Here is a 21,042-nt window from a genome sequence, read left to right on the forward strand (position 1 = left end):
TAGTGACTTTAGGTTATTTGACCGAACCGCTGACGATCCCCGAGAAGATGAATCGCTGCATGAAGAGATACAGGATAGTCGTCGGAATAAGGATGATGAGCAATGCCGCACATACCACATTCCACTGCGCGCTGTTGACGCCAACGAAATTCATGAGCCCCGTCGAGACAACCCGAAGCTTTTGCGATGGCATGTACAGATAAGGAATATACATATCGTTGTAGATCGAGATGCTCTTGAGAATTATCGCTGTCGCTGTTGCTGGTGCAAGCAAAGGGAATATAATCGAGCGGTAGATCCGGAAGAGCGAAGCGCCTTCGATCATGGCATTCTCGTCAAGATCGTATGGAATATGGCGGATAAACTGCAAATACAGGTAGATCTGAACGACGTCCGTTCCGATATACAGCAGCACCGGACCGTACAAGGAATTAAACAAACCAAGCTCTTTAATAATGCCAAAGGTAGCTACCTGGGTCGTGACGGATGGAATAAGCGTCGCTGCAACGTACGCGCCAAGAATCCATGATTTCAGCTTGAAATTAAACCGCCCGAGCGCAAACGCCACCATCGTGCCCATGAGCACATTGCCCAGAACGGACAAGACCAGAATGGTCCCCGTGTTCATAAAAGCGTTCAGCATATCCCCGCGTTGAAACACCGTCGAGAAGTTATCGAGATAAGCAAAGGAATGAGGGAACTCGAAGACACTGGATTTGGCGTATTCGTCATTTCCCTTAAATGCATTCAGGATGACCACATACGGCGGGAACAGAATGACAAAGACCGCTGCCAGCAGAACCGCGTATTTCAGTAGATTAGCCAAAGTACGGGACATATTTTACTCCTCCCCCCGTAAAATCAGCTTCCGCTGGATAAAGATAACTAACACTACGATTAACAGGAGTACCATCCCCATCGCGGAAGCAAGACCGTAATTGCTGAAGTTAAAAGCGGTCTCGACGGTCTGCGTTACAAAGGTCTGGCTGGCACCTGCCGGTCCGCCCTTGGTCATGACAAACGGCAGATCGAACACTTCAAGCGCGCCGCTGACCGTAAGCAGCATGCTTAGCTCTACAATCTTGATAATGCTCGGCCATGTAATGTAGAAGAACGACTGGAACGGACCTGCTCCGTCAATCTTTGCCGCCTCATACAGATCACCCGGGATTGATTGTAAAGCCCCTAAATAAATAACCATATTAAAGCCCATGAACTTCCACATCGAGATAAAAGCCAGCGAATAGTTAACAATGCCGGCGTCTCCAAGCCAGCTCTTAATCCACGATTCGAGTCCGACAGAAGTAAGCAGCGCATTAAGCGAGCCGTTCTGAGCGTCATAGACATAGGTAAACATATACGCAATCGCAACGCTGTTCATAATGTAAGGCAGGAAGAGCAGGGCACGGAACGTGTTGCGTCCTCTAAGCCGCGAATTCAGCAGCACCGCGAAAATCAGAGCTAGAATGTTCTGAACGATCCCGCCTATGAAGTATACGAAGTTATGGGAAAGCACCTTGAAAATATCCGCATTCGTAAAAATTTCCTTATAATTGCTGAAGCCTACCCAAGCTTTATCCGGGCTGTAGCCGTCCCACGAGGTAAAGCTCAGCCATGCGAGGTAAACGGCAGGATAGAAGGAAAATACCGCAAGCAGCAGCAGCGGAAGCGTAAGAAAAGAGAATAATATGACATAGCGCTGTACCTTGTAACTCATTGCAAACATCGGCAACCCTTCTTTACTCCTTGATAAGGAGGAAGAGAAAACGTTATCGATTCCGCCGATAAGCATCTTCTCTTCCCGTTAACCTGCTATTAACCTTATTTCCCTACTGCCGCCTTCGCGTCTTTCCACTTCTTGTTATAGGACTCGAACACGGTCTTCATGTCTTTGCCCATAATCGCATCTTGGGCAAAAGCACTTGTATCGAACTGCATTTTGTTCGCAATGGCCAGGTAATCATCGTTCTCGGCAGCCATCTCAATCACTTTTGGATTCGTAGCCATAAACTCGTTCAATTGAGCCAGCTTAGGCTGCTTATCTTTCAAGACAGGAATGAAGCCCGCATAATCGTCATAACCGGATTCTTCGATCAGGAATTTCAGGAATGCTTTTGCAGTGTCCGGATTGTCGCTGTTTTTATCAATACCATAGTAGTAGTCGGAAGCCAGAATGACCTTCGCTTCTCCGCTGTTGTCGAGCGGCAATGGGAAGAAGCCAACATCTTCCGCTGCTGCACCGTTATCCACCACTTGCGGCACAACCCAGTTGCCGAGGAGGAACATAGCGATTTTGCCGGAAGCTACGTCTTTCTTCGAACCTTCCCAGTTCGTTGACATCAGGTCTTTTTCCACATAACCGCTGTCTACCATCTTCTTCAGGATGGAGAACGCCTGCCAGTGAGGACCATCAACCGCAAATGGCTCATCTTGCGTCGCCATCGTGTTATGCAGGGCCGGGTCATTGGCGAAAATAAACGCCTCTTGGTCCCAGCCGTAAAGCGGCCATTTGTCTTTAAAGTTCGTTGCGAGCGGGATAATGCCCGCTGCTTTCAGCTTCTCGGCAGCTGCAAACAGCTCGTCGAGAGTTTTTGGAACCGCCGTAATACCCGCTGTTGCAAATGCTTTTTTGTTGTACGTTACGCCCATCGCGGCACTGCCGGAGGAGATCCCGTACAGCTTGCCGTCCTGGCTGCGGTTGTCTTTGAAATAGATGCGGTCGTTCAGACCCAGATCATCAAGCGGCATGTAGAAGTTCGGGAGATCCGAGTTTTTCACCGTGCCCGGAATGAGGCTGATGTCCGCTAGTTCATTTGATGCCATGCGGATTTTTGTCGTTTGGTCATAGTCTTTAATGGCTTCAATCTCTACCGTTGCATCCGGGTATTTCTCATGGAATTTATCCGCATAGTTCTTAAGCTCCGTATCCACCAGGTCCGTCCGGTTTGTGGTGAATACAACCTTGCCCGCAATCTTTGGAGCAGCCGGTTCCTCGCTTGCCACTGCGTTTGTCGCTGCTGCATTATCGTTTGTTGCCGCAGCGTTAGTAGCCTTGTTATTGCTTGCTGCCGTGCCATCGTTGTTGCCATTGTTCGAGCCGCAACCTGCTGTCATTGACATTGCCAGACCCAGAACAGCCATTGTGGAAAGTAACTGCTTTTTCTTCAAACCCGACTCCCCCTCGAATATGTGTTGAATGTGCTTGCTTACAAAATTGATTATAGAGAAAGCGCATTCATAATTTAATGTCACGGATTTTTGTTTATGGTCTTCTTTTTGGATAAAAACACTTTTTGGCCAAATATTTTTCATAAGAAATAAGTGGCCAAAAAGTTAAGCGTATGCTTCCGATGTACATTTCTGCAAACGACGCAGAAAAGTTAAGCTTATGCTTCCGAGGCACTGCGAAAAGTTATAGATTCCTATATTCCTTAGGAGTAACGCCTACCATTTTCTTGAACACCTTATTGAAATAGATAGAGTCCGGGTAGCCTACCTGCTCGCCAACCTCATAGACCTTCAGATCAAGCCGCTTCTTCAGCAGCTCCTTCGCCTTCATCATCCGCAGTTGAAGCACATACTGCGTAATCGTCTGTCCCATCTCCTGCTTGAAGAGCGTGCTGAGATAACTCGGATTAAGGAATACCTTCTCCGACAGCTCGGTCAGCTCGAGTTCTTTATCATAATCCTGCTGGATCAGCTGCTTTACCGTCTCAATAACACGATTGCCTTCCTTCCGCACGGAAGCCAGCCGGTACAGCGACAGTTCGAGCAAATGCAAGATTCGTTCCTTCATCTCCGTTAAGTTGAAAAAGTCAGCGACAGACTGATATACCCCCACGCCAGGCGGCGTCAGCTTCACCAGCTCATCAAGCAGTCCGTCCACCTTTTGCACTGCGGTATACAGCAGATTTGCCATAAACTGCACAAGATCCGCATAAGACGGTCTAACCCGCTCAATCTCCACGAACATATGCTGAACAGCCGTTCCGATTCCGTCCGCATCAAGCCGCTCCAATGCCCGGGAGAACTCCCCCTCCATCAAAGCCGTGAAGAAAGCCGGATCCGCCGGAGTATTTGGCCCCTCTTTTCCCGTTACGATCGCAAAAGCTTCCCTTTTGTAAATACCGGCATACGATAACGCCAGCGCTTCCTGATAGGCAGCAGCTGCCGCATCGCTTCCCTTAAACGTGCCGCCGATCCCAATGACAAACTTGCCCTTGGCGGCAAACTGCAGATCATTCATTAGGCATAGTGCGGTTTTATGAGCTAATCTGCCCGTCTCTTCCTCCTTCGGGGAAGGAACGAGCAGCGCGATAATTTGCGACTCCATCGCCACGCTCTCCAGACCCGTAGATGCCTTCGTTCTTCCCCATTCCAGCAGCTGTTCCTTCATGCCTTGATTCGAAGCCCGGACGGCCAGCACGGCATAGTATTGCTCAAATAAGAGAGGCATGGACAGGCTCTCCGATTCAACAGCTATCGGTGCATCTTTATCGCCGCCCAGCAGCCTGCGCAGCTGCTGTTCCCGCAGCAAGAGATCACTCATCTGTGCTTTTTTACTCAGCAGCTGCTCCTTTACTTTCTCCTGCTTGGCCGCTTTAATCTCCTCATGAATCTGTGCCAGGTTGGCAACCAGTTCTTCCTTGTCTACCGGCTTGATTAAGTAGTCCTTAACGCCATATTGCATAGCCGTACGCGCATAATCGAAATCATTGTAGCCGCTTAAGATCAGACAACGCGTGTCCGGCAGCCTGCGCCGAAGCTCTTCTATAAATTGCAGCCCGTCCATATAGGGCATCTTGATATCCGTAATAACCACGTCCGGTGCGAGACGGTCCAGCTCCTGCGAAGCTTCAAAGCCGTTTGAGAAACTGCCGACAACAACGTATTCCTCATTCAGCTTGGAAATAATCTTTTCCAGTCCGCGGCGGATCAGATCTTCATCGTCGATAATCATAATGCTCAGCATATGTCAGTCACCATGCCTTCTTGGAAGTTTTAGATAGACGGTTGTTCCTTCTCCCCACTTGCTTTCAATCTCCAGACCGTACATTTCTCCGTAATGCAGCTTAATCCGTTCATTCACATTTCGTAAGCCGACACCGGTCTTCGAGCCGGCCGCCTCCCTCGTACCGTTCATCGATTGACGAAGCAGATCCAGCGTCATCCCGTCCATACCCGCACCTTCGTCTTTAATAGAAAAGATAATCAGCTGCTCCTTCAGCTCGGCGGACAAGCGGATCGATACTTCATTGGGCTTCCCCTCCATGCCATGGAGAATCGCATTCTCGACAATCGGCTGGAATGTCAGCTTCATCACAGATAAAGCCATCAATTCCTGCGGAATATCAAAGGTAACGACAAAACGGTTGCTGAACCGGTAACGCAGCAGTTGAAGATAACGCTCCAAATGCTGAAGCTCCTCTCTCAGCTCGACCGTCTCCCGCCCCCGGTTAATGCTGTATCTGAGCAGCTTGCCAAGCGTGAAGGTCATTTCAGCCACTTCTTCATCATCATTAATCTCGGCCGTCATGCGGATTGTCTCTAAGGTGTTGTATATAAAGTGCGGATTAATCTGGCTCTGAAGCGCCTCCAGATCGGCTTCTTTTTTGCGCGACTGAATGACATAGATTTCGGAGATCAGCTCCTTCATCCGCCTGAGCATCCGGTTGAACTCGGTGCCTAGAATACCAACCTCGTCCTTCTGCTTCACATCGAAGCTGACGTCCATGTTACCACCGCGCACGGTACGCATCAGCTCCGTCATCTGGCGGAGAGATTTCGTCATCATAAAGGCCAATACAACCGAGACGAGCAGGGCAAAGCTGATAATCGCGATTGTTGTCGTCAGCGTCACATTCCTCGTCACCTCAGCATCGCGGTGCAAATAGTTAACGGGAATAAACGCGAATATTTTCCACCCGGTATCCTTGGACACCGAGTAACTACATATATAAGAAATGCCTTCTACCACGACATTAAAGCTGCCTTGATCGCCTATGGCTTTCTCGACAACCTCGTTGCCCGTAATATTCGTAGCGGTTAGAACATGATCACTGTCATACGTCACGTTGTTCTCGCCATCGATAATAAGCGTCTTCCCGTTTGTCACCGTATTGAGCTCCTGCACGACATCCTCAATGACCCGGATGTCCGCATCAACCGCCACAAAGCCGATATTCTCGAGCGTGCCGATATCCCGGATGCTGCGCAGCACCGTGAATAAATACTGTGGAGTCCCGTTCGCGCGCATGACCCGCTGGGTCGGAATAATAACAGGATCGCCATTGCCTGAAATCGCAAGCTCCTTCCAATGCCCGTAATGACTCATCATATCCTCGCGGATCGCATCGCTCTTAATCCGGTAGAACACGTTCCCGTAATTATCGTAAAGATACGCGGAATAAAGATCCTTCCTCATGCTGTCGAGCAGACCGATATAGAAGTCCATCTGGCGCTGCTTCTCCAGCGTCATCTCCTGATGGCTCATATATTGCTGCATGTCGACCGAATAAAGCGGGATCTTGCTGACCGTCTTCATATCTTCCAGGTGGCTGTCCAGATTCATCTGCATGTTGTTAATCAGCTCGGTGACATAGTTTTTCGTGTTCTTATTAATAGATTGGATATAGTTCTGGTAAGAAATAAATCCCGTTGCCGAGATAGGAATAATGATCAACACGACGAATACGATAATCAGCTTCTTCTGCATGGTCATGCTGCTAAAGCTGTTCATATGGAAAATCCCGCGTCCTATATTCATTTTGCGCCGGCCCCTGTTCACTCTAATATGTAAGCGTTTACTGTGATTCTGACACAGAGTTTGTCGAACTGGCAACCTTTTCTTCGTGTAAATGACAATGGCCTAAACAGAGTCCAATAAACCTAAAAATTAGCCAATAGTCAGCGGGTTGCTGATGGCGTTAGATTAATAGCACGCGGCATGCGTATTTGATGCGGGAAGGAGGTTAAGCGTTTACATTTTTGGAAAATGGCTTCGCGTGCCGAATTGCTAGAAACGGCATATGGCATGCCGTTAAGTAATCACAATTCTTTTAGGAGGTAATCATGTGATTAGATCAAAATTCCGAATGCTCTCCTACTCACTCGCTCTACTGCTCGCCTTTATGTCTTTATTGGCCGTTGTCGGCCCTCCGGCCAACAAAGCTTCCGCCGCCGTATCCGGCTTCGTTACCCGCTCCGGCAGCCAGCTTATGCTGAACGGTCAGCCTTTCCGCTACAGCGGACCTAACCTCTACTGGATCGCTCTCGATGAGAACCCTACTGAATTCCCGACTCCGTTCCGTGTGAACAACGCGCTTGAAACAGCCAAGGAAATGGGCGCTACCGTCGTCCGTTCCCATGCAGCCAATGCTTTCGGCTGCGCCAAATGTATTATGCCTACGCTTAATACATACAACGAGGAAGCCTTCCAAAAGCTTGATTACGCCATCAAGGCAGCTGGCGATCACGGACTCCGCCTCGTCCTGCCGCTAATTGACCAATACGATTACTATCACGGCGGCAAAAAATCATGGACCCGCTGGTTTGGCTATCCGGATGACGGAATCAGCTACACCGGCTACGAGTTCTACTACAAGCCGGAAATTATCAGCGCCTTCAAGCAGCATCTGAATGTCCTGCTCAACCGGACGAATACCCTTACGGGCATTAAGTACAAAGACGATCCAACCATTATGGCCTGGGAAACCGGAAATGAGCTGGGCTGGTATGACAACCCGACGGCCATGAAGAACTGGACGCAGGAAATTGCCGACTATCTGAAAAGCATAGACAGCAACCATCTCGTCATGGATGGTACTTACGGCGTCAAAGATGCCCATCTGACCATCTCCAGCGTTGACATTTACAGTGACCACTTCTACCAATGGCCTGCTGTTGGCGCTTGCTGCAAAGGCTTGTCGGTTACCCAATTAAATACGCAGGCGGACAAAGTGCAAGCCGCAGGCAAAGCGATGGTTGTCGGCGAATTCGCCTGGAACCTCGAGACTTACGGAACACTTGCCAACTTCCTGTCTGCAATCGAAGCCCATCCTGCGATTGCCGGAAGTGCCTATTGGGCACTGTTCGGACAAAAAGACGATTACGGCTACAAAGTTCATAACGACGGCTTTACGATCTACTATCCGGGCACTACGACAGATATGCGGGCCAAAGCCCAGCAACTGCGTAATCACGCCTATGCCATGCGCGGTATAGCCGTTCCTGCTGCAGGCATTCCTGGAGAACCGCTAATTACGGGTCATCAGGCCAGCAGCGGCAAGGTTCAGCTCAAATGGAGAGGTACGGCTGCAGCCGACAAATATACGGTAGAACGGGCAACCACGGCAAGCGGACCATGGACCGTCGTATGTAATCAATGCGCGACCGATAATGATACCCCTTGGACCGATCCGACTTCCATATCGGGTACAGCCTACTGGTACAAAGTGAAAGCGCATAACCTTGCAGGTGTTGCCGGAGCCTACTCTCCTGTCTATGCAACCGGCGGAACTGCGCTGCCAGCTCCGGGTGCTTTTACGCTGACCACGCCTGCAAGCGGTGCGACTAGTCAAAGCGTGCTGCCGACCTTTGCCTGGAATGCTTCCAGCAATGCAGCAAGCTATACCCTTGTTGTAGCGGATAACAGTTCTTATACGAGCCCTGTTATTAATGCCAGCGGACTGACATCAACCTCTTATACTCCGGGATCCGCCTTAGCCTATAACAAGACCTATTATTGGAAAGTAACAGCCGTTAACGGCACCGGCTCCACAACAGCGTCGAATGCCGGCCTTACCTTCACGACTGCTGCACAAGTGACGTCGCTGACGATTGACTCGTTCGACTCTTATGCTTCTGACAGCGCACTGCAAAGTGCCTATGTCCGCAATACGGACGGCGGGGCATTAACAGTCACTCGGGATACCACGAATAAAAACGGCGGCACTTACGGCATGAAGTTTGCCTATACAATCGCGGCATCCCCTGCCAACTTCGCAGGCGCAACCAGGCAGCTTGGCACTGCTGACTGGTCTGGCACAACCGGACTGTCGCTGTGGCTCAAGCCGGACGGCTCAAACCGTACCCTGACGATTCAGTTCAAGGAAACAAACGGTGAGATTTGGGAAACGTATTATTCCTTGTCCGGCACAACCGCAGGCGTCATTAATCTGCCGTTCAGCTCCTTTAACCATCCGGGCTGGTACAGCGGCGGCAACGGCGCGAAGGATTTAAACGCCATAAAGGAATATAGCCTTTACGTCAATCAGGGTTCAGGAACGACCGGCAGCAGCACCATCTACTTCGACTCCGTAACAGCGGGGCAGGTCGGCGGCGGCACACAGCCTCCAAGCGATGAGATCGACAGCTTTGACAGCTACGCTTCAAGCAGCGCGCTGCAGGCTGTCTATACCGCCAACTCTTCCGGCGGCACGATTACGCCAACACTCGATACTGTTGTGAAGAGCGATGGTGCGAATAGCATGAAATTAAGCTATAGTCTTACAACTTCAGTCAACTATGCCGGGGTCATCCATCCGCTCTCTGCGAATTGGACGGGTAAGACTGGCTTAACCTTGTGGGTGAAGCCCGACGGCTCGAACCGTACGCTGACCGTACAGTTCAAGGAGGCCGGCGGCGAGCCGTGGGAAACTACTTATGTGCTTTCCGGCACAACAGCAACAACCATTCAGGTTCCATTCAGCAGCTTTGTCCGCCCAAGCTGGTACAGCGGCGGCAACAGCACGCGTGATCTTGGCTCCATTGCCGAGATCAACTTCTACATCAATCAAGGCTCCGGCAGCACCGGCAGCAGTTCCATCAACATTGATGCGGTGAAGACGTATTAATCCTGTTTAATTGCAAAAGCCCCCTCAAATCACGGCTGCGAGCCGGTTTGAGGGGGCTTTTTTCCTAGGATACAGCTGCATATGTGAGCAGTGTCCCGATACTGCCGACCCATAACATGGGCACGCTGTTTGTAATAATGGCCGCCCGCTTGTAGCGTCTATGCAGAGCCCAGGCCACAACGGAGCAGCCGATCATAAAGACGGGGTAGACGGCTATCCCGAGTACAAACAGGATGTTCCATACGATGAAGCCGTCGTCAAAAGCTTAGAACGACATCCCAAACGTAAACACCCACGGAATCAAAAAGAGCAAATAGATGATCTGACAAATGACTAGAAACTTCTTCATTCTTTTCCCCCTGTAATCTACATGACCTTAATAATTCGTTAAGCGGAATAAATATCCTTTTGCTTGTCCGCAGGAATGTTCGCTACGGTATCCTCGTATATTTAGATGGCTATTGATTTAGACGCCTTTGCTTTCGATGCAAGAATCATCGCGAACAACTAATACGGGTTGTTTGTGTGATAATCTTTTTAGGAGGTAAATCTAATGAATGCATCGTACTCGGAACTGCGGGCCAGAGCAAGAGACAGCTTGAGAGGCAATTGGGGAAAAGCGATTGGGGGCTTTGTGCTGTCCATGCTGATGGCAGCCGTCGTTAGTCTGCTTAACTACTTGATCCCGATTCTCGGCAATCTGGTCGGCATCCTGATCAGCGGCTCCATCTCGCTTGGGCTGATCAGCTTCTTTCTGGGCATTGCGAGAAAAGAAAACCCGCCCGTATCGGAGGTCTTTAGCGGCTTCTCTCTCTTTATCAAAGCATTCTGCCTGTACTTTATGATCGGCTTATTCACCTTTTTATGGACGCTTCTGCTTATCATCCCGGGCATAATCGCTGCGCTCCGATACTCTCAAGCCTATTTTATCCTTCGCGATAACCCGGACATTGGCGTCATGGATGCCATTCGTGAAAGCAGACAGCTGATGATCGGCAACAAATGGCGCTACTTCGTGCTGCAGCTCACTTTCATCGGATGGGCCATTCTGGCCGCGATCCCTTTTGGCATCGGCTATCTATGGCTGTGTCCTTACATTAGTGTTACGCAAGCTCACTTCTATGATAATGTGACGGGCAGATCCCAGGCTCCAGCTCCTGATTCGTTCTGAAGATTATAGAAACAGAAGAGACAGCGGCACCCGCTGTCTCTTCCTGTTTGTTATGGCTATCCCTTGTACCATTTTCTAAGCAGATTAATATGAGCCTGATGATAACGACTATGATCCGCCATATGCCATAGCCCTTCCATTTTTCACCCCACCATTGGTGCGGTCTCGACATGCGTGCCTTCTACTTCGTTGCCCTCTTTGCGCCAGTACTCGATGCCGCCAAGCATCTCTTTTACTTTAAAGCCTAGACCGGACAAGCGCGCAGCCCCTTTGGTACCGCCGTTGCAGGCCGGGCTCCAGCAGTAAACGACGATCAGCTGCTCTTTCGAGAAGGCCGCGGTTGTCTCCGCTGTCATCTCTCTCGACGGCAGGTTAATGGCCCCGGGAATATGGCACTCGGCATAAGCCTTTGGACTGCGCACATCAATCAGCAGGAAATCGTTCAGTCCATGCTGCATATCGTAATGCACATCCGCGACATCCGTCTCAACGGACAGCTTGTTCATATAGTGGCGATGCGTAGCTTCAGGTGTTGCTGCAGGGGTTTCAAGAACGAGAGAAAAAGTTTTCATAATCATTGCCTCCAGTTAGGGGATTTGCCAAGTGCTTGGCTTGTTGAGAACAATGTAACACATCCCCTACTAACGGAGTTATCGATGGTTTTCGATCACTAACTTCAAAGATTCTGATGATTCCCTGCGCCAATCAAGTCCACGAAGCCAAGGAACGCTTTGGACTGCCACTTTTTCTTGGAGTAAATAAGCTGGGTATAGAACTTGCATTCCGGATGGGCAAAAGGCACCGCAATCAATTGCCGCTTCCGAATCTCGTCAGCTACCGCAATACGAGGCAATAAGGCAACGCCAAGACCATACACAACGCATTGCTTGATTGCTTCCAGATTGCCAAATTCGTATGAAGGCTTGAAGTCGATCTCGCTGCCACGAAGTACCTTAAGAAGCATCGCCCGGTACGTACAGCCATCCTCGGTCAGGATCAACGGTTCACCGGCCAGATCTTCGGCTTGAATCGCGTTCAGCCCTTTAAAGCGATGCTCAGGATTCGCGATAATAACTAGCTCCTCTTCCCGCAGCACATGCGTATGGAGCTCCGGGTCGGAGAATGGCGGATCCAGAATAATCCCCACATCAAGCGCCCCTTCTTTGACCTGTTCAATAATAATCGGCTCATTTCCCGGCTGAAGCATAATACTGATGTCCGGATACTGCTGACGGTAAGTCTGCAAATGCGGCGGCAAATAATAGGCAGCCAGTGTCTCGATGGTCCCGATGGATAGCGTACCCTTCGACTGCCTGGAGACTACTTCCTTCGATTCTTCATGCAGCCTGAGCACTTCCTTTGCATAAGGAAGCAGCGCTTCTCCGGCTATCGTCAGCCTCATGCTTCTGCCAAACCGTTCAACAAGCACTGCCCCGTAAGATTCTTCAAGACGCTGAATCTGCGTGGTAATGCTGGACTGGGCATAGCCCAGATACTCGGCGGCGCGGGTGAAGCTCCCATGCTTTGCGACTTCACAGAAGGTTCTCAAATAGGTTAGCTCCATGGCTGACACCTCCTCTCCCTAAGCTTGCTCAACCCGTTTGCGATATTGATTCGGGGGCAGACCCGTTGTTTTCTTAAATGCCGTGCTGAAATAATGCTGAGACTCGTAACCCGTCTTCTCCGCTATTTCATGGATAGCCAGATCCGTTTCATTCAGCAGCCGTATCGCTTCCTTCATCCGGGCTGTTGTCAGCATGCTGATAAAGGAAGCCCCCATCTCCTGCTTGAAAATCCGGCTCAAGTAAACCGACGACACGTTTAACTCGCCTGCGATTCCCTCAAGCGAAAGGTTCTGATCGTCATACCGGTCCGCAATGATTTCCTTCGTCCGGCGGACGAACGGACTTAGCCGGGTCTCCCGATTGACGCTGGCCCGCGCTTCCGCATAGAGCGACGGCACATTCCCGGACGAGCTTGGCTGGTAGCTGGCGACAATCTCAATCTTCAAATAACCGGCCACATCCGCTTCAATCCGTCGAAATACCGCTTCCTGCGGCTTGCCCCAGATGAGCACAACAATTAACCCTACTTTATCTCGGAAATGAACGGAAGTAAACGGCTCAAGATGCTCTTCCATAATATTCTCGATCGCGAACAATAGAAGCTGACGGTCCTTCTCGGAAAAGAACGCCTTACCCTTTGACTGCTCAGGCCATCTGATCACGCCAACATAATCCGGCTCCTCGGCCGGCATCCGAAGGAAAGACAGCTGCTCCTTGATCTCCGCTTCCCCCAGCTCTCCCTTGATCCATTCGAGGCAGAATCTTTCCCGCAGAAGCGCGAAGTTCTTATCGATCTGCTTGGAGGCCATTTGCAGCAGCTCTTCATTAACCGTTGTCTCCTCCAGCTTCTGAACGACCCGTGCCAGCACTTCCCCCAGCATCTCCGGATTAACCGGCTTCAGAATATAATCATCGACTTCCAGCTTGATTGCTTCGTAAGCATAATTAAATTCATCATGGCCGGTAATAATGACGATCTTGCACTTTGGAAGCTGTTCCCGAAGATGGCTGATCAAGGTGAGGCCGTTCATAATGGGCATGCTCAAATCGACGAGCAGAATTTGCGCCTGTTTCTCTACGGCAAGCTCCAGCGCCTCTTCCCCGTCCTCGGCTTCTCCAACGACTTCCAGCCGCAGTTCATCCCATGGTATGGAGCTGCGGATTCCTTCCCGGATTATCGACTCGTCATCCGCGATTAATACCTTCCATTTACGCGTCATGCGTGCTCTGCCCCTTCCGATGAATAATAGGATGCTTAATGACTACCGTAGTTCCGGCTTTCTCTTTGCTCTCAATGGTAATGCCGTACGTCTCGCCAAAGCTTAACCGGATCCGTTCCTGAACGTTCCTTAGTCCGTAGCTGGTCGTCTGCCCCTCCGAACGTTCTGCCGCAGCACGCTGCGCAGCATTTGTCTCGTTAACGGAGGGCACGGCGTCAAGCACAACGCGCAGTGCCTCAAGCCTGGCCTCCGTCATGCCTGCTCCGTCATCCTGGATGGCCAATTCCAGCATTTCCTCGCTAATAATCGCGCGAATGGTGATCATTCCCGGACCCCGGCGTTCCTTAATGCCGTGATAGATGGCGTTCTCCACAAGCGGCTGAAGAATCAGCTTCAGCACATAGAGGTCATCACCGTTTCCGGCTACATCGATGCTATAGTTCAGCTTATCCTTGTACCGGGTCTGCTGGATTTTCAAATAACTGCGGATATGCTCCATCTCGTCGGCAAGCGGAATCATCTCCTGCCCCTTGCTTAACCCGATCCGGAACAGCTTGGACAGAGCCTCGACCATCTCCGTTGCTTCCTTCGCGCCGTCCTTGCGGGCAAGCCATTGGATGGTATCAAGCGTGTTATACAGAAAATGCGGCTGAATATGAGCTTGCAGACTGCGCAGCTCCGCCTCACGCTTCAGGCGCTGCTCCGCCCATACCTGCGAGATGAGACGGGTCATCTGCGACAGCATCTTGTTAAAGCTGCGTCCGAGCAGGCCAATCTCATCCTCCCGCTCCTCCGGAATGCGGATGCTCATGTTGCCTTCCTCCACCTTGCGCATGAAGGAGGCCAGCTGCGAGATCGGCCGGGAGATCGAATGAGACAAGTAATACGAAGCGGCAATGCCAAGCATGCACACAATAAAGACGAAGGTGACCAGATATAAGTTAATGTCCTTAATCTCCTGCACGCTGTCCTGAACCGCAAAGACCCCTACGGTTGTCCAGTTCGTGAAGGACGATTTCTGATAAATAAATTGCAGCTTCTGGCTTTCTACGGTTTGGGAGAACATACCGGATGGCTGCTGCCCCATCATCGCCATATCCAAGCTCCCGAGCTTGGAGTTTCTTGGCGCATAGATGCTCTCGCCCTTGTCATTAATAACCATCAAGTAACCCGATTTCCCAAGCCTCACGTCGCGGACGGTTTCCGCAATCACTCGCAGCTTAAGATCGATAAGGACGACCCCTAACGTCTTCTGCGTGTCCGGATCCTGAATGGCGCGGACAACCGAGACAACCTCGTTGTCCTTGTAATTGGAGTGGGTCGTCACGTTCCGGTTAGCCGGATGACCGATGATTTTGAAGATCCCTTTGGCTCTGACAGCTTCCTGGTACCACGTCTCTTCCGTCAGACTTTCGCTTGTCCGGGCGTACATCTCATTGCTGAAGTAATCCCCGTTAGGCCGCACCACAATAATGCCCGCAACCTCCGAATAGAGCGTCGTAAAACTCTGCAGAAATTTGGACATGCGGTACTCCTCGTGGTCGTCATCAATGGCTGCTTTTCCCTCGCTTAAGAAAGCCTGGATTTCAGGATTCATCGATATAAAATAGGATATATTCTGAATATTGCCCGCGTAATAATCCAGGGACTTGTTCACATTGTCAATCAGCTGCATCGTATGGCCGTTGACCTGTTTCTCGACAATGCCGTTAACAATCCATCCCATTAACAGTCCAATAACAAGAGAAGGCAAAATGCTGATCAGCAAAAAATGCAGGATGAGCTTGTATCGGATTGACCAGTTGTTCAGTTGGAAGCTCTTCTGAAGCTGTTTGAATACCATCGTTAGCGCTCCCTTTTCCGTTACTTGGCATAGAACTGGTCTACATCTTCAGGGGTCACCACGGTAATGCCCGTATCGATATTCGTCGGCAAAGGCGGGATGCTTGAGCCCGCGTTATCCGACATCGGATTGACCATATGATTGCGGAGATGAAACAGCTGCATCAGCGACCAATACCCCATATTCCATGTGCCTTGCGCCAAAGTCGCCGAGATGGTACCGCTCTTGACCATATCGAGCGTTCCTTTATCCGTGTCAAAGCTGATAATCCGCACCTGATCAAGCTTGCCTAAGCGAAGAATCGCATTCCCTGCGCCTACGCCGCCATTTGCCTCCGTTACGAATATCCCGTTCAGATCCGGGAATCTCTTCAGCAGATCACGCACCTTCTGCTCCGAAATCATCTGATCTCCTTTACCGTCGGCAATTCCGACAAGCTGAAGGTCGGGGAATTCCTTCTCAAGCGTTTCTTCAAATCCTCTTGTCCGCTCCTGATGGTTTAGCTGCTTGGGCAGCGTCACTACGCCAACCTTGCCGATTCCCCCTGTCAGCTCCGCCATCTTGCGGGCCGCCGTTACGCCGGCGTTATAGTTATTGGTGCCAATGTAAGAATACGCTTTGCTGTTCGGAGCATCCGAGTCGAACATTACAACGGGAATGCCGGCTTCCACCGCTTTATTAATCGCCGAATTCAGAGCCTCGGAATCAATGGCGCTTACCGCTATTCCGGCGGGACTTCGCGCAATGACCTGCTCCAGCACCATCACTTCCTCCTGCACATCGTATTGCGTAGAGCCGCGGTACTCGACCGACACGCCAAGCGCTTCCGCAGCATCCTCGAAGCCCTTCAGTCCATTTTTCCAATAATCGATACCGGCCAGAAAATTCACCATTACATACTTCTCGTCGAGCGTACCGTGCAGCCCTTCCGGCTCATTCAACAGCCCGCTGTTGTCTTCTTTAACAAAAACCATATATAGATAAGCCATTAGCGTGCCGATCAGAACGATATATACGAGCAGTAGCTTTTTCAACCCGATCCCCCCGTCAACTTTCTCTATAAAACGCAAAAAATCGCTTTCATTAACATAGCAGTTAAGCGCGTCTAGACACAAGATGTGTTTAGACGCGCCGAAATACCGCTAAAGTTATTAAGCTGATTTGTTTTTGTTATAGAGGTCAAAAGCAACGGCAAGCAGCAGCACCAGGCCTTTGATGCCTTGCTGATAATCAATGCCGAGACCAATGAGCGACATGCCGTTGTTCATGACGCCCATGACAAGGCCGCCAATGATCGCCCCAATTACCGTACCGACGCCGCCGGTAGCCGATGCCCCGCCGATGAATACAGCCGCGATGGCATCCAGCTCAAAGTTCACGCCCGCCTTCGGAGTCGCCGCATTCAGCCTTGCTGCAAAGACAAGACCCGCAAGGGCAGCAAGCACGCCCATGTTGACGAATACCCAGAAGGTCATTTTTTTCGTCTTCACGCCTGACAGCCTTGCTGCCTTCTCGTTGCCGCCAAGCGCATAGATATGACGACCCATAACGGTTTTGCGCATGACGAAGGTGTACAGCGCAACCAGAACGAACAGCATGATCAGAATGTTCGGAAGACCTTTATACGAAGCAAGCACGTAAGTGAATAAATTGGTGATGATGACCACTGCCGCCAGCTTGATGAGGAAGAAGGGAACCGGCAGCAATTCAAGATTATACCGTTTCTGAACCAGGCGGCCGCGCCACTCCATAAAGATGTAGAGCACCGATAGAACGATGCCGATTAACACCGTTAGAAGATGAATGTCCCAGCCTCCGGGGAGATCAGGCAGAAATCCGGTACTCATGGAACGGAAGCCTTCCGGGAACGGAGCAACGGATTTGCCGTCCAGCACGAGCATGGTTAACCCGCGGAACAACAGCATCCCCGCCAGCGTTACGATAAAGGACGGAATCCGCACGTAGGCGACCCAAAAACCTTGCCAAGCTCCTACAATAGCTCCAAACAGAAGCGACAATACCATCGCAACCGGGAAAGACATCCCGTGCTTGACCATCATAATAGCGGAGACTGCCCCGACGAATGCCGCTATCGAACCGACCGACAGATCGATATGACCCGTAATAATGACAAGGAGCATACCGATGGCCAGAATGAGAATATAGCTGTTCTGAAGAATAAGATTCGTAATATTAAGTGGTTTCAATAAAATGCCGTCAGATAGAAACTGAAAGAGCAGCATGATTAATATTAAAGCAATGAACATGCCATACTGCCGGATATTGCTGCGAAATAATTTCAGCGCGGTTTCCATGCTGTCCTACCTCCTGCTTATCGTCATATACTTCATGAGCGTTTCCTGGCTGGCCTCGGCTCTTGGCACTTCTCCTGTGAAACGCCCTTCGCTCATGACATAAATGCGGTCGCACATGCCAAGCAGCTCCGGCAGCTCCGAGGAGATCATCAGAATGCCTTTTCCTTGCGCAGCCAGCTGATTAATAATCGTATAGATCTCGTATTTAGCCCCTACATCAATCCCACGGGTTGGTTCATCGAGAATAAGCAGATCCGGCCCGGTAAAAATCCATTTGCTCAGCACGACCTTCTGCTGATTTCCTCCGCTCAAATTGCCCGTTTGCTGATGGATGCTTGGCGTCTTAATGTTCAGCTTCTTGCGGAAGCCTTCCGCCTCGGTTATCTCTTTGTAGTCATCCACCACGAACCATTTGGAAATCGCCCGCAGGTTAGCAAGCATTGTATTCCGCTTAATATCATCCATCAAGATCAGCCCGTATTCCTTGCGGTCTTCGGTCACATAAGCAATGCCCTCGTCGATCGCTTTGCTGATGTCGGGCAGCTTCGTCTCACGGCCGTTCTTGAACAGCTGGCCGCTGATTTTTTTGCCGTAGGACTGGCCGAAGATACTCATCGCAAGCTCCGTGCGGCCCGCACCCATCAGCCCCGCAATGCCTACAATTTCGCCCCGGTTAACGTGGAAGCTGACATCATCGATCACCTTCCGTTCCGACTGCAGCGGATGATAGACGTTCCAGTTCTTCACCTCGAACAGCTTCTCGCCAATCTGAGGCTCCCGCTCCGGATAACGATGGGTTAGATCTCGTCCAACCATTCCTTTAATGATCCGGTCCTCGGTAATCTGATCTTCCTTCACTAGCAGCGTCTCGATCGTCTGGCCGTCCCGCAATATCGTTATCGAGTCGGCAACCTTCATAATCTCGTTAAGCTTGTGCGAAATAATAATGGACGTAAGGCCCTGCTCCTTGAAGGCCAGCATCAAATTCAGCAGATTCTCGCTGTCCTCTTCATTAAGCGCAGCGGTTGGTTCGTCCAGAATAAGCAGCTTTACTTCCTTCGATAACGCTTTGGCTATCTCGACAAGCTGCTGTTTGCCTACTCCCATCGTCCCTGCAAGGGTATTCGGAGACTCGGACAAACCTACCGTTTTGAGCAGCTCCCGCGTCTTCACGACGGTCTCGTTCCAGTTGATAATGCCGCGGCTTGCCTGCTCATTTCCAAGAAAAATATTCTCGGCTACGGATAGCTGCGGAATAAGCGCCAGCTCCTGGTGGATAATGACGATGCCGAGTTGTTCGCTGCTTCCGATATCTTTAAATTCGCAGGCATTGCCCTTGAATAAAATGTCGCCTTCATATGAACCATGCGGATATACGCCGGAGAGTACCTTCATCAGCGTTGATTTGCCCGCGCCGTTCTCTCCCATGAGCGCATGAATTTCGCCTTCTTTTACCTTCAAGTTGACATTCTCCAGCGCCTTAACGCCCGGAAAGGTTTTGGTGATTCCCCGCATTTCGAGCAGGATATCCGTCAAAGCTATCACCACGCCTTCAATTGATAATGGAAAATGATTTAGCAACGGCTTTGAGGCCGTCGCTAAACCATTTGGCTGCCGCAAATACTAGAGCTTGCTTATTTCAGTTCATCTTCGCTGTAGTAACCCGAATCTACCAATGTCTGCTTGTAATTTGCGCTGTCTACGGACACCGGCTCCAGCAGGAAGGAAGGAACAACCTTCACGCCGTTGTCGTAGGTTTTCGTATCGTTTACTTCAGCTTCTTTGCCTTCAATAACAGCCTGCGCCATGCCAACCGCAACCTTCGCAAGTTCACGGGTATCTTTAAAGATCGTGGAGGTTTGTTCGCCCGCAATGATCGATTTCACCGAAGCCAGCTCAGCATCTTGACCTGTAATGATTGGCATTGGCTTATCCGCCGTGCCGTAGCCTACGCCTTTGAGGGAAGAGATAATGCCGATACTGATGCCGTCATACGGAGACAATACCGCGTTTACCGTATCGCTTGCATAGTTCGCGCTCAGCAGGTTATCCATGCGGGATTGCGCGGTTGCGCCGTCCCAGCGGAGAGTCGCGACTTGTTCCATTTTCGTCTGGCCGCTTTTCACAACCAATTTGCCGTTATCGATGTAAGGCTGAAGGACAGACATTGCGCCGTCGAAGAAGAAGTACGCGTTGTTATCGTCCGGGGAACCGGCGAAAAGCTCAATGTTAAACGGCCCTTTGCCGTCTTTCAGACCAAGCTTCTCTTCGAGGTAGGAGGCTTGCAGCACGCCTACTTTGAAGTTATCGAAGGTTGCGTAATAGCTCACATGCTCGGTATTTTTAATCAGACGGTCATACGCAATTACTTTAATGTTCTCGTCCGCAGCTTTTTGCAGAACGTCTGTCAGGGACTCGCCGTCAATTGCTGCAATAACAAGCACTTTAACGCCCTTCGTTATCATGTTCTCGATTTGGGAAACCTGGTTCTCGATAACATCCTCGGCATACTGCAGATCTACCGTGTAGCCGAGCGTTTCGAATTCCTTCTTCATGTTGGCACCGTCGCCAACCCAACGCTCCGATGACTTCGTTGGCATCGAGATTCCGATTTTGCCTTTCTCCGTGCTGCCCGCATTCGTGCTTTCCGCACTGTTCGCGCCAGACGTGTTGTTCGCCGCTTTGTCATTTCCTCCGTTATTGCCGCTACTGCTGCTGTTCGCGCCGCAAGCTGCAAGCACAACGATTAATGCGCTTAACATCAGGATGGATAACATCTTTTTCATTTCTGTCTATCCCCTCTCAATGGGTTGAATGGAATGTTGATAGACAAATCATACAGGGGGTGAAGCTTCAAATCTTTGCACTTCGTCTACTCGTTTTTATAAAAAAACAAACAAAAAAGCTTAAACAGGTGAATGGTTCACCCACTTAAGCCTTATAAGGATCTTCTTGCTCTGCCTGTACTTCTTATTCAAACTATTATTAGTTAGTCCCGACCGTACGTTGGATTTCCTCCAATGAAATTAGGAAAAAAGAAAGGTCCTGGAAGCTACGTTGGATTCCATCCAGCA

Annotated in this window: 15 protein-coding genes; 2 read left to right on the forward strand and 13 right to left on the reverse strand. The window is 50.4% G+C overall.

Annotated features, from left to right (window positions below; translation table 11 throughout):
- Positions 1–13: 13 nt before the first annotated feature.
- The 5 genes from BM200_RS19035 to BM200_RS19055 all read right to left on the reverse strand — a co-directional run bounded on the left by BM200_RS19035 (position 14) and on the right by BM200_RS19055 (position 6,766).
- Positions 14–838, reverse strand: a complete 825-nt coding sequence (locus tag BM200_RS19035; RefSeq protein WP_091188240.1) for a carbohydrate ABC transporter permease — start codon at positions 836–838, stop codon at positions 14–16.
- Positions 839–841: 3 nt separating this feature from the next.
- Complete coding sequence (locus BM200_RS19040) at positions 842–1,726, reverse strand: carbohydrate ABC transporter permease (protein ID WP_091188656.1); 885 nt, start codon at positions 1,724–1,726, stop codon at positions 842–844.
- Between the two features lie 95 nt (positions 1,727–1,821).
- Positions 1,822–3,168: an ABC transporter substrate-binding protein gene (locus tag BM200_RS19045; protein ID WP_091188241.1), complete on the reverse strand. Its 1,347-nt coding sequence runs from the start codon at positions 3,166–3,168 to the stop codon at positions 1,822–1,824.
- 244 nt (positions 3,169–3,412) lie between these two features.
- Entirely contained in the window at positions 3,413–4,972 is a 1,560-nt protein-coding gene (locus tag BM200_RS19050; RefSeq protein ID WP_091188242.1) for a response regulator, read from the reverse strand.
- Positions 4,973–4,975: 3 nt separating this feature from the next.
- The gene (locus tag BM200_RS19055; RefSeq protein WP_091188243.1) at positions 4,976–6,766 is read right to left on the reverse strand and encodes a cache domain-containing sensor histidine kinase; all 1,791 of its coding nucleotides are present in this window, start codon (positions 6,764–6,766) and stop codon (positions 4,976–4,978) included.
- Between the two features lie 307 nt (positions 6,767–7,073).
- On the opposite strand from BM200_RS19055, the gene BM200_RS19060 reads away from it, so the two are divergent.
- Both BM200_RS19060 and BM200_RS19070 read left to right on the forward strand, forming a co-directional pair.
- Positions 7,074–9,854: a carbohydrate binding domain-containing protein gene (locus BM200_RS19060; protein ID WP_139230810.1), complete on the forward strand. Its 2,781-nt coding sequence runs from the start codon at positions 7,074–7,076 to the stop codon at positions 9,852–9,854.
- Between the two features lie 553 nt (positions 9,855–10,407).
- A complete protein-coding gene (locus BM200_RS19070; protein WP_091188245.1) occupies positions 10,408–11,025 on the forward strand; it encodes a DUF975 family protein in 618 nt (205 codons plus the stop codon).
- A 143-nt stretch (positions 11,026–11,168) separates the two neighbouring features.
- Here the strand turns inward: BM200_RS19070 and BM200_RS19075 are convergent, their stop codons facing one another.
- The 8 genes from BM200_RS19075 to chvE form a co-directional block, all read right to left on the reverse strand.
- Positions 11,169–11,597, reverse strand: a complete 429-nt coding sequence (locus BM200_RS19075; protein ID WP_342716424.1) for a rhodanese-like domain-containing protein — start codon at positions 11,595–11,597, stop codon at positions 11,169–11,171.
- A 104-nt stretch (positions 11,598–11,701) separates the two neighbouring features.
- Positions 11,702–12,589 (reverse strand): LysR family transcriptional regulator, encoded by an 888-nt coding sequence (locus BM200_RS19080; RefSeq protein WP_091188247.1) that lies wholly within the window; start codon positions 12,587–12,589, stop codon positions 11,702–11,704.
- 18 nt (positions 12,590–12,607) lie between these two features.
- Entirely contained in the window at positions 12,608–13,810 is a 1,203-nt protein-coding gene (locus BM200_RS19085) for a response regulator transcription factor (RefSeq protein WP_091188248.1), read from the reverse strand.
- Positions 13,800–15,653, reverse strand: coding sequence for a cache domain-containing sensor histidine kinase (locus BM200_RS19090; RefSeq protein WP_091188249.1), 1,854 nt, complete (start codon positions 15,651–15,653; stop codon positions 13,800–13,802). The genes BM200_RS19085 and BM200_RS19090 overlap by 11 nt, the downstream gene beginning before the upstream one ends.
- Positions 15,654–15,673: 20 nt before the next feature.
- On the reverse strand, positions 15,674–16,687 hold the full coding sequence (locus tag BM200_RS19095; protein ID WP_091188250.1) for a substrate-binding domain-containing protein: 1,014 nt from the start codon (positions 16,685–16,687) through the stop codon (positions 15,674–15,676).
- A gap of 117 nt (positions 16,688–16,804) precedes the next feature.
- Positions 16,805–17,968 (reverse strand): multiple monosaccharide ABC transporter permease, encoded by a 1,164-nt coding sequence (gene mmsB, locus BM200_RS19100; protein ID WP_091188251.1) that lies wholly within the window; start codon positions 17,966–17,968, stop codon positions 16,805–16,807.
- Between the two features lie 6 nt (positions 17,969–17,974).
- Positions 17,975–19,483, reverse strand: a complete 1,509-nt coding sequence (gene mmsA, locus BM200_RS19105; protein ID WP_425434593.1) for a multiple monosaccharide ABC transporter ATP-binding protein — start codon at positions 19,481–19,483, stop codon at positions 17,975–17,977.
- 119 nt (positions 19,484–19,602) lie between these two features.
- Positions 19,603–20,754 carry a multiple monosaccharide ABC transporter substrate-binding protein gene (gene chvE, locus BM200_RS19110; protein WP_091188253.1) on the reverse strand — a complete coding sequence of 384 codons (1,152 nt, stop codon included), beginning with the start codon at positions 20,752–20,754 and terminating at the stop codon, positions 19,603–19,605.
- Between the last annotated feature and the right edge of the window lie 288 nt (positions 20,755–21,042).

It is taken from the genome of Paenibacillus catalpae (assembly GCF_900112695.1).
GTDB lineage: Bacteria > Bacillota > Bacilli > Paenibacillales > Paenibacillaceae > Pristimantibacillus > Pristimantibacillus catalpae.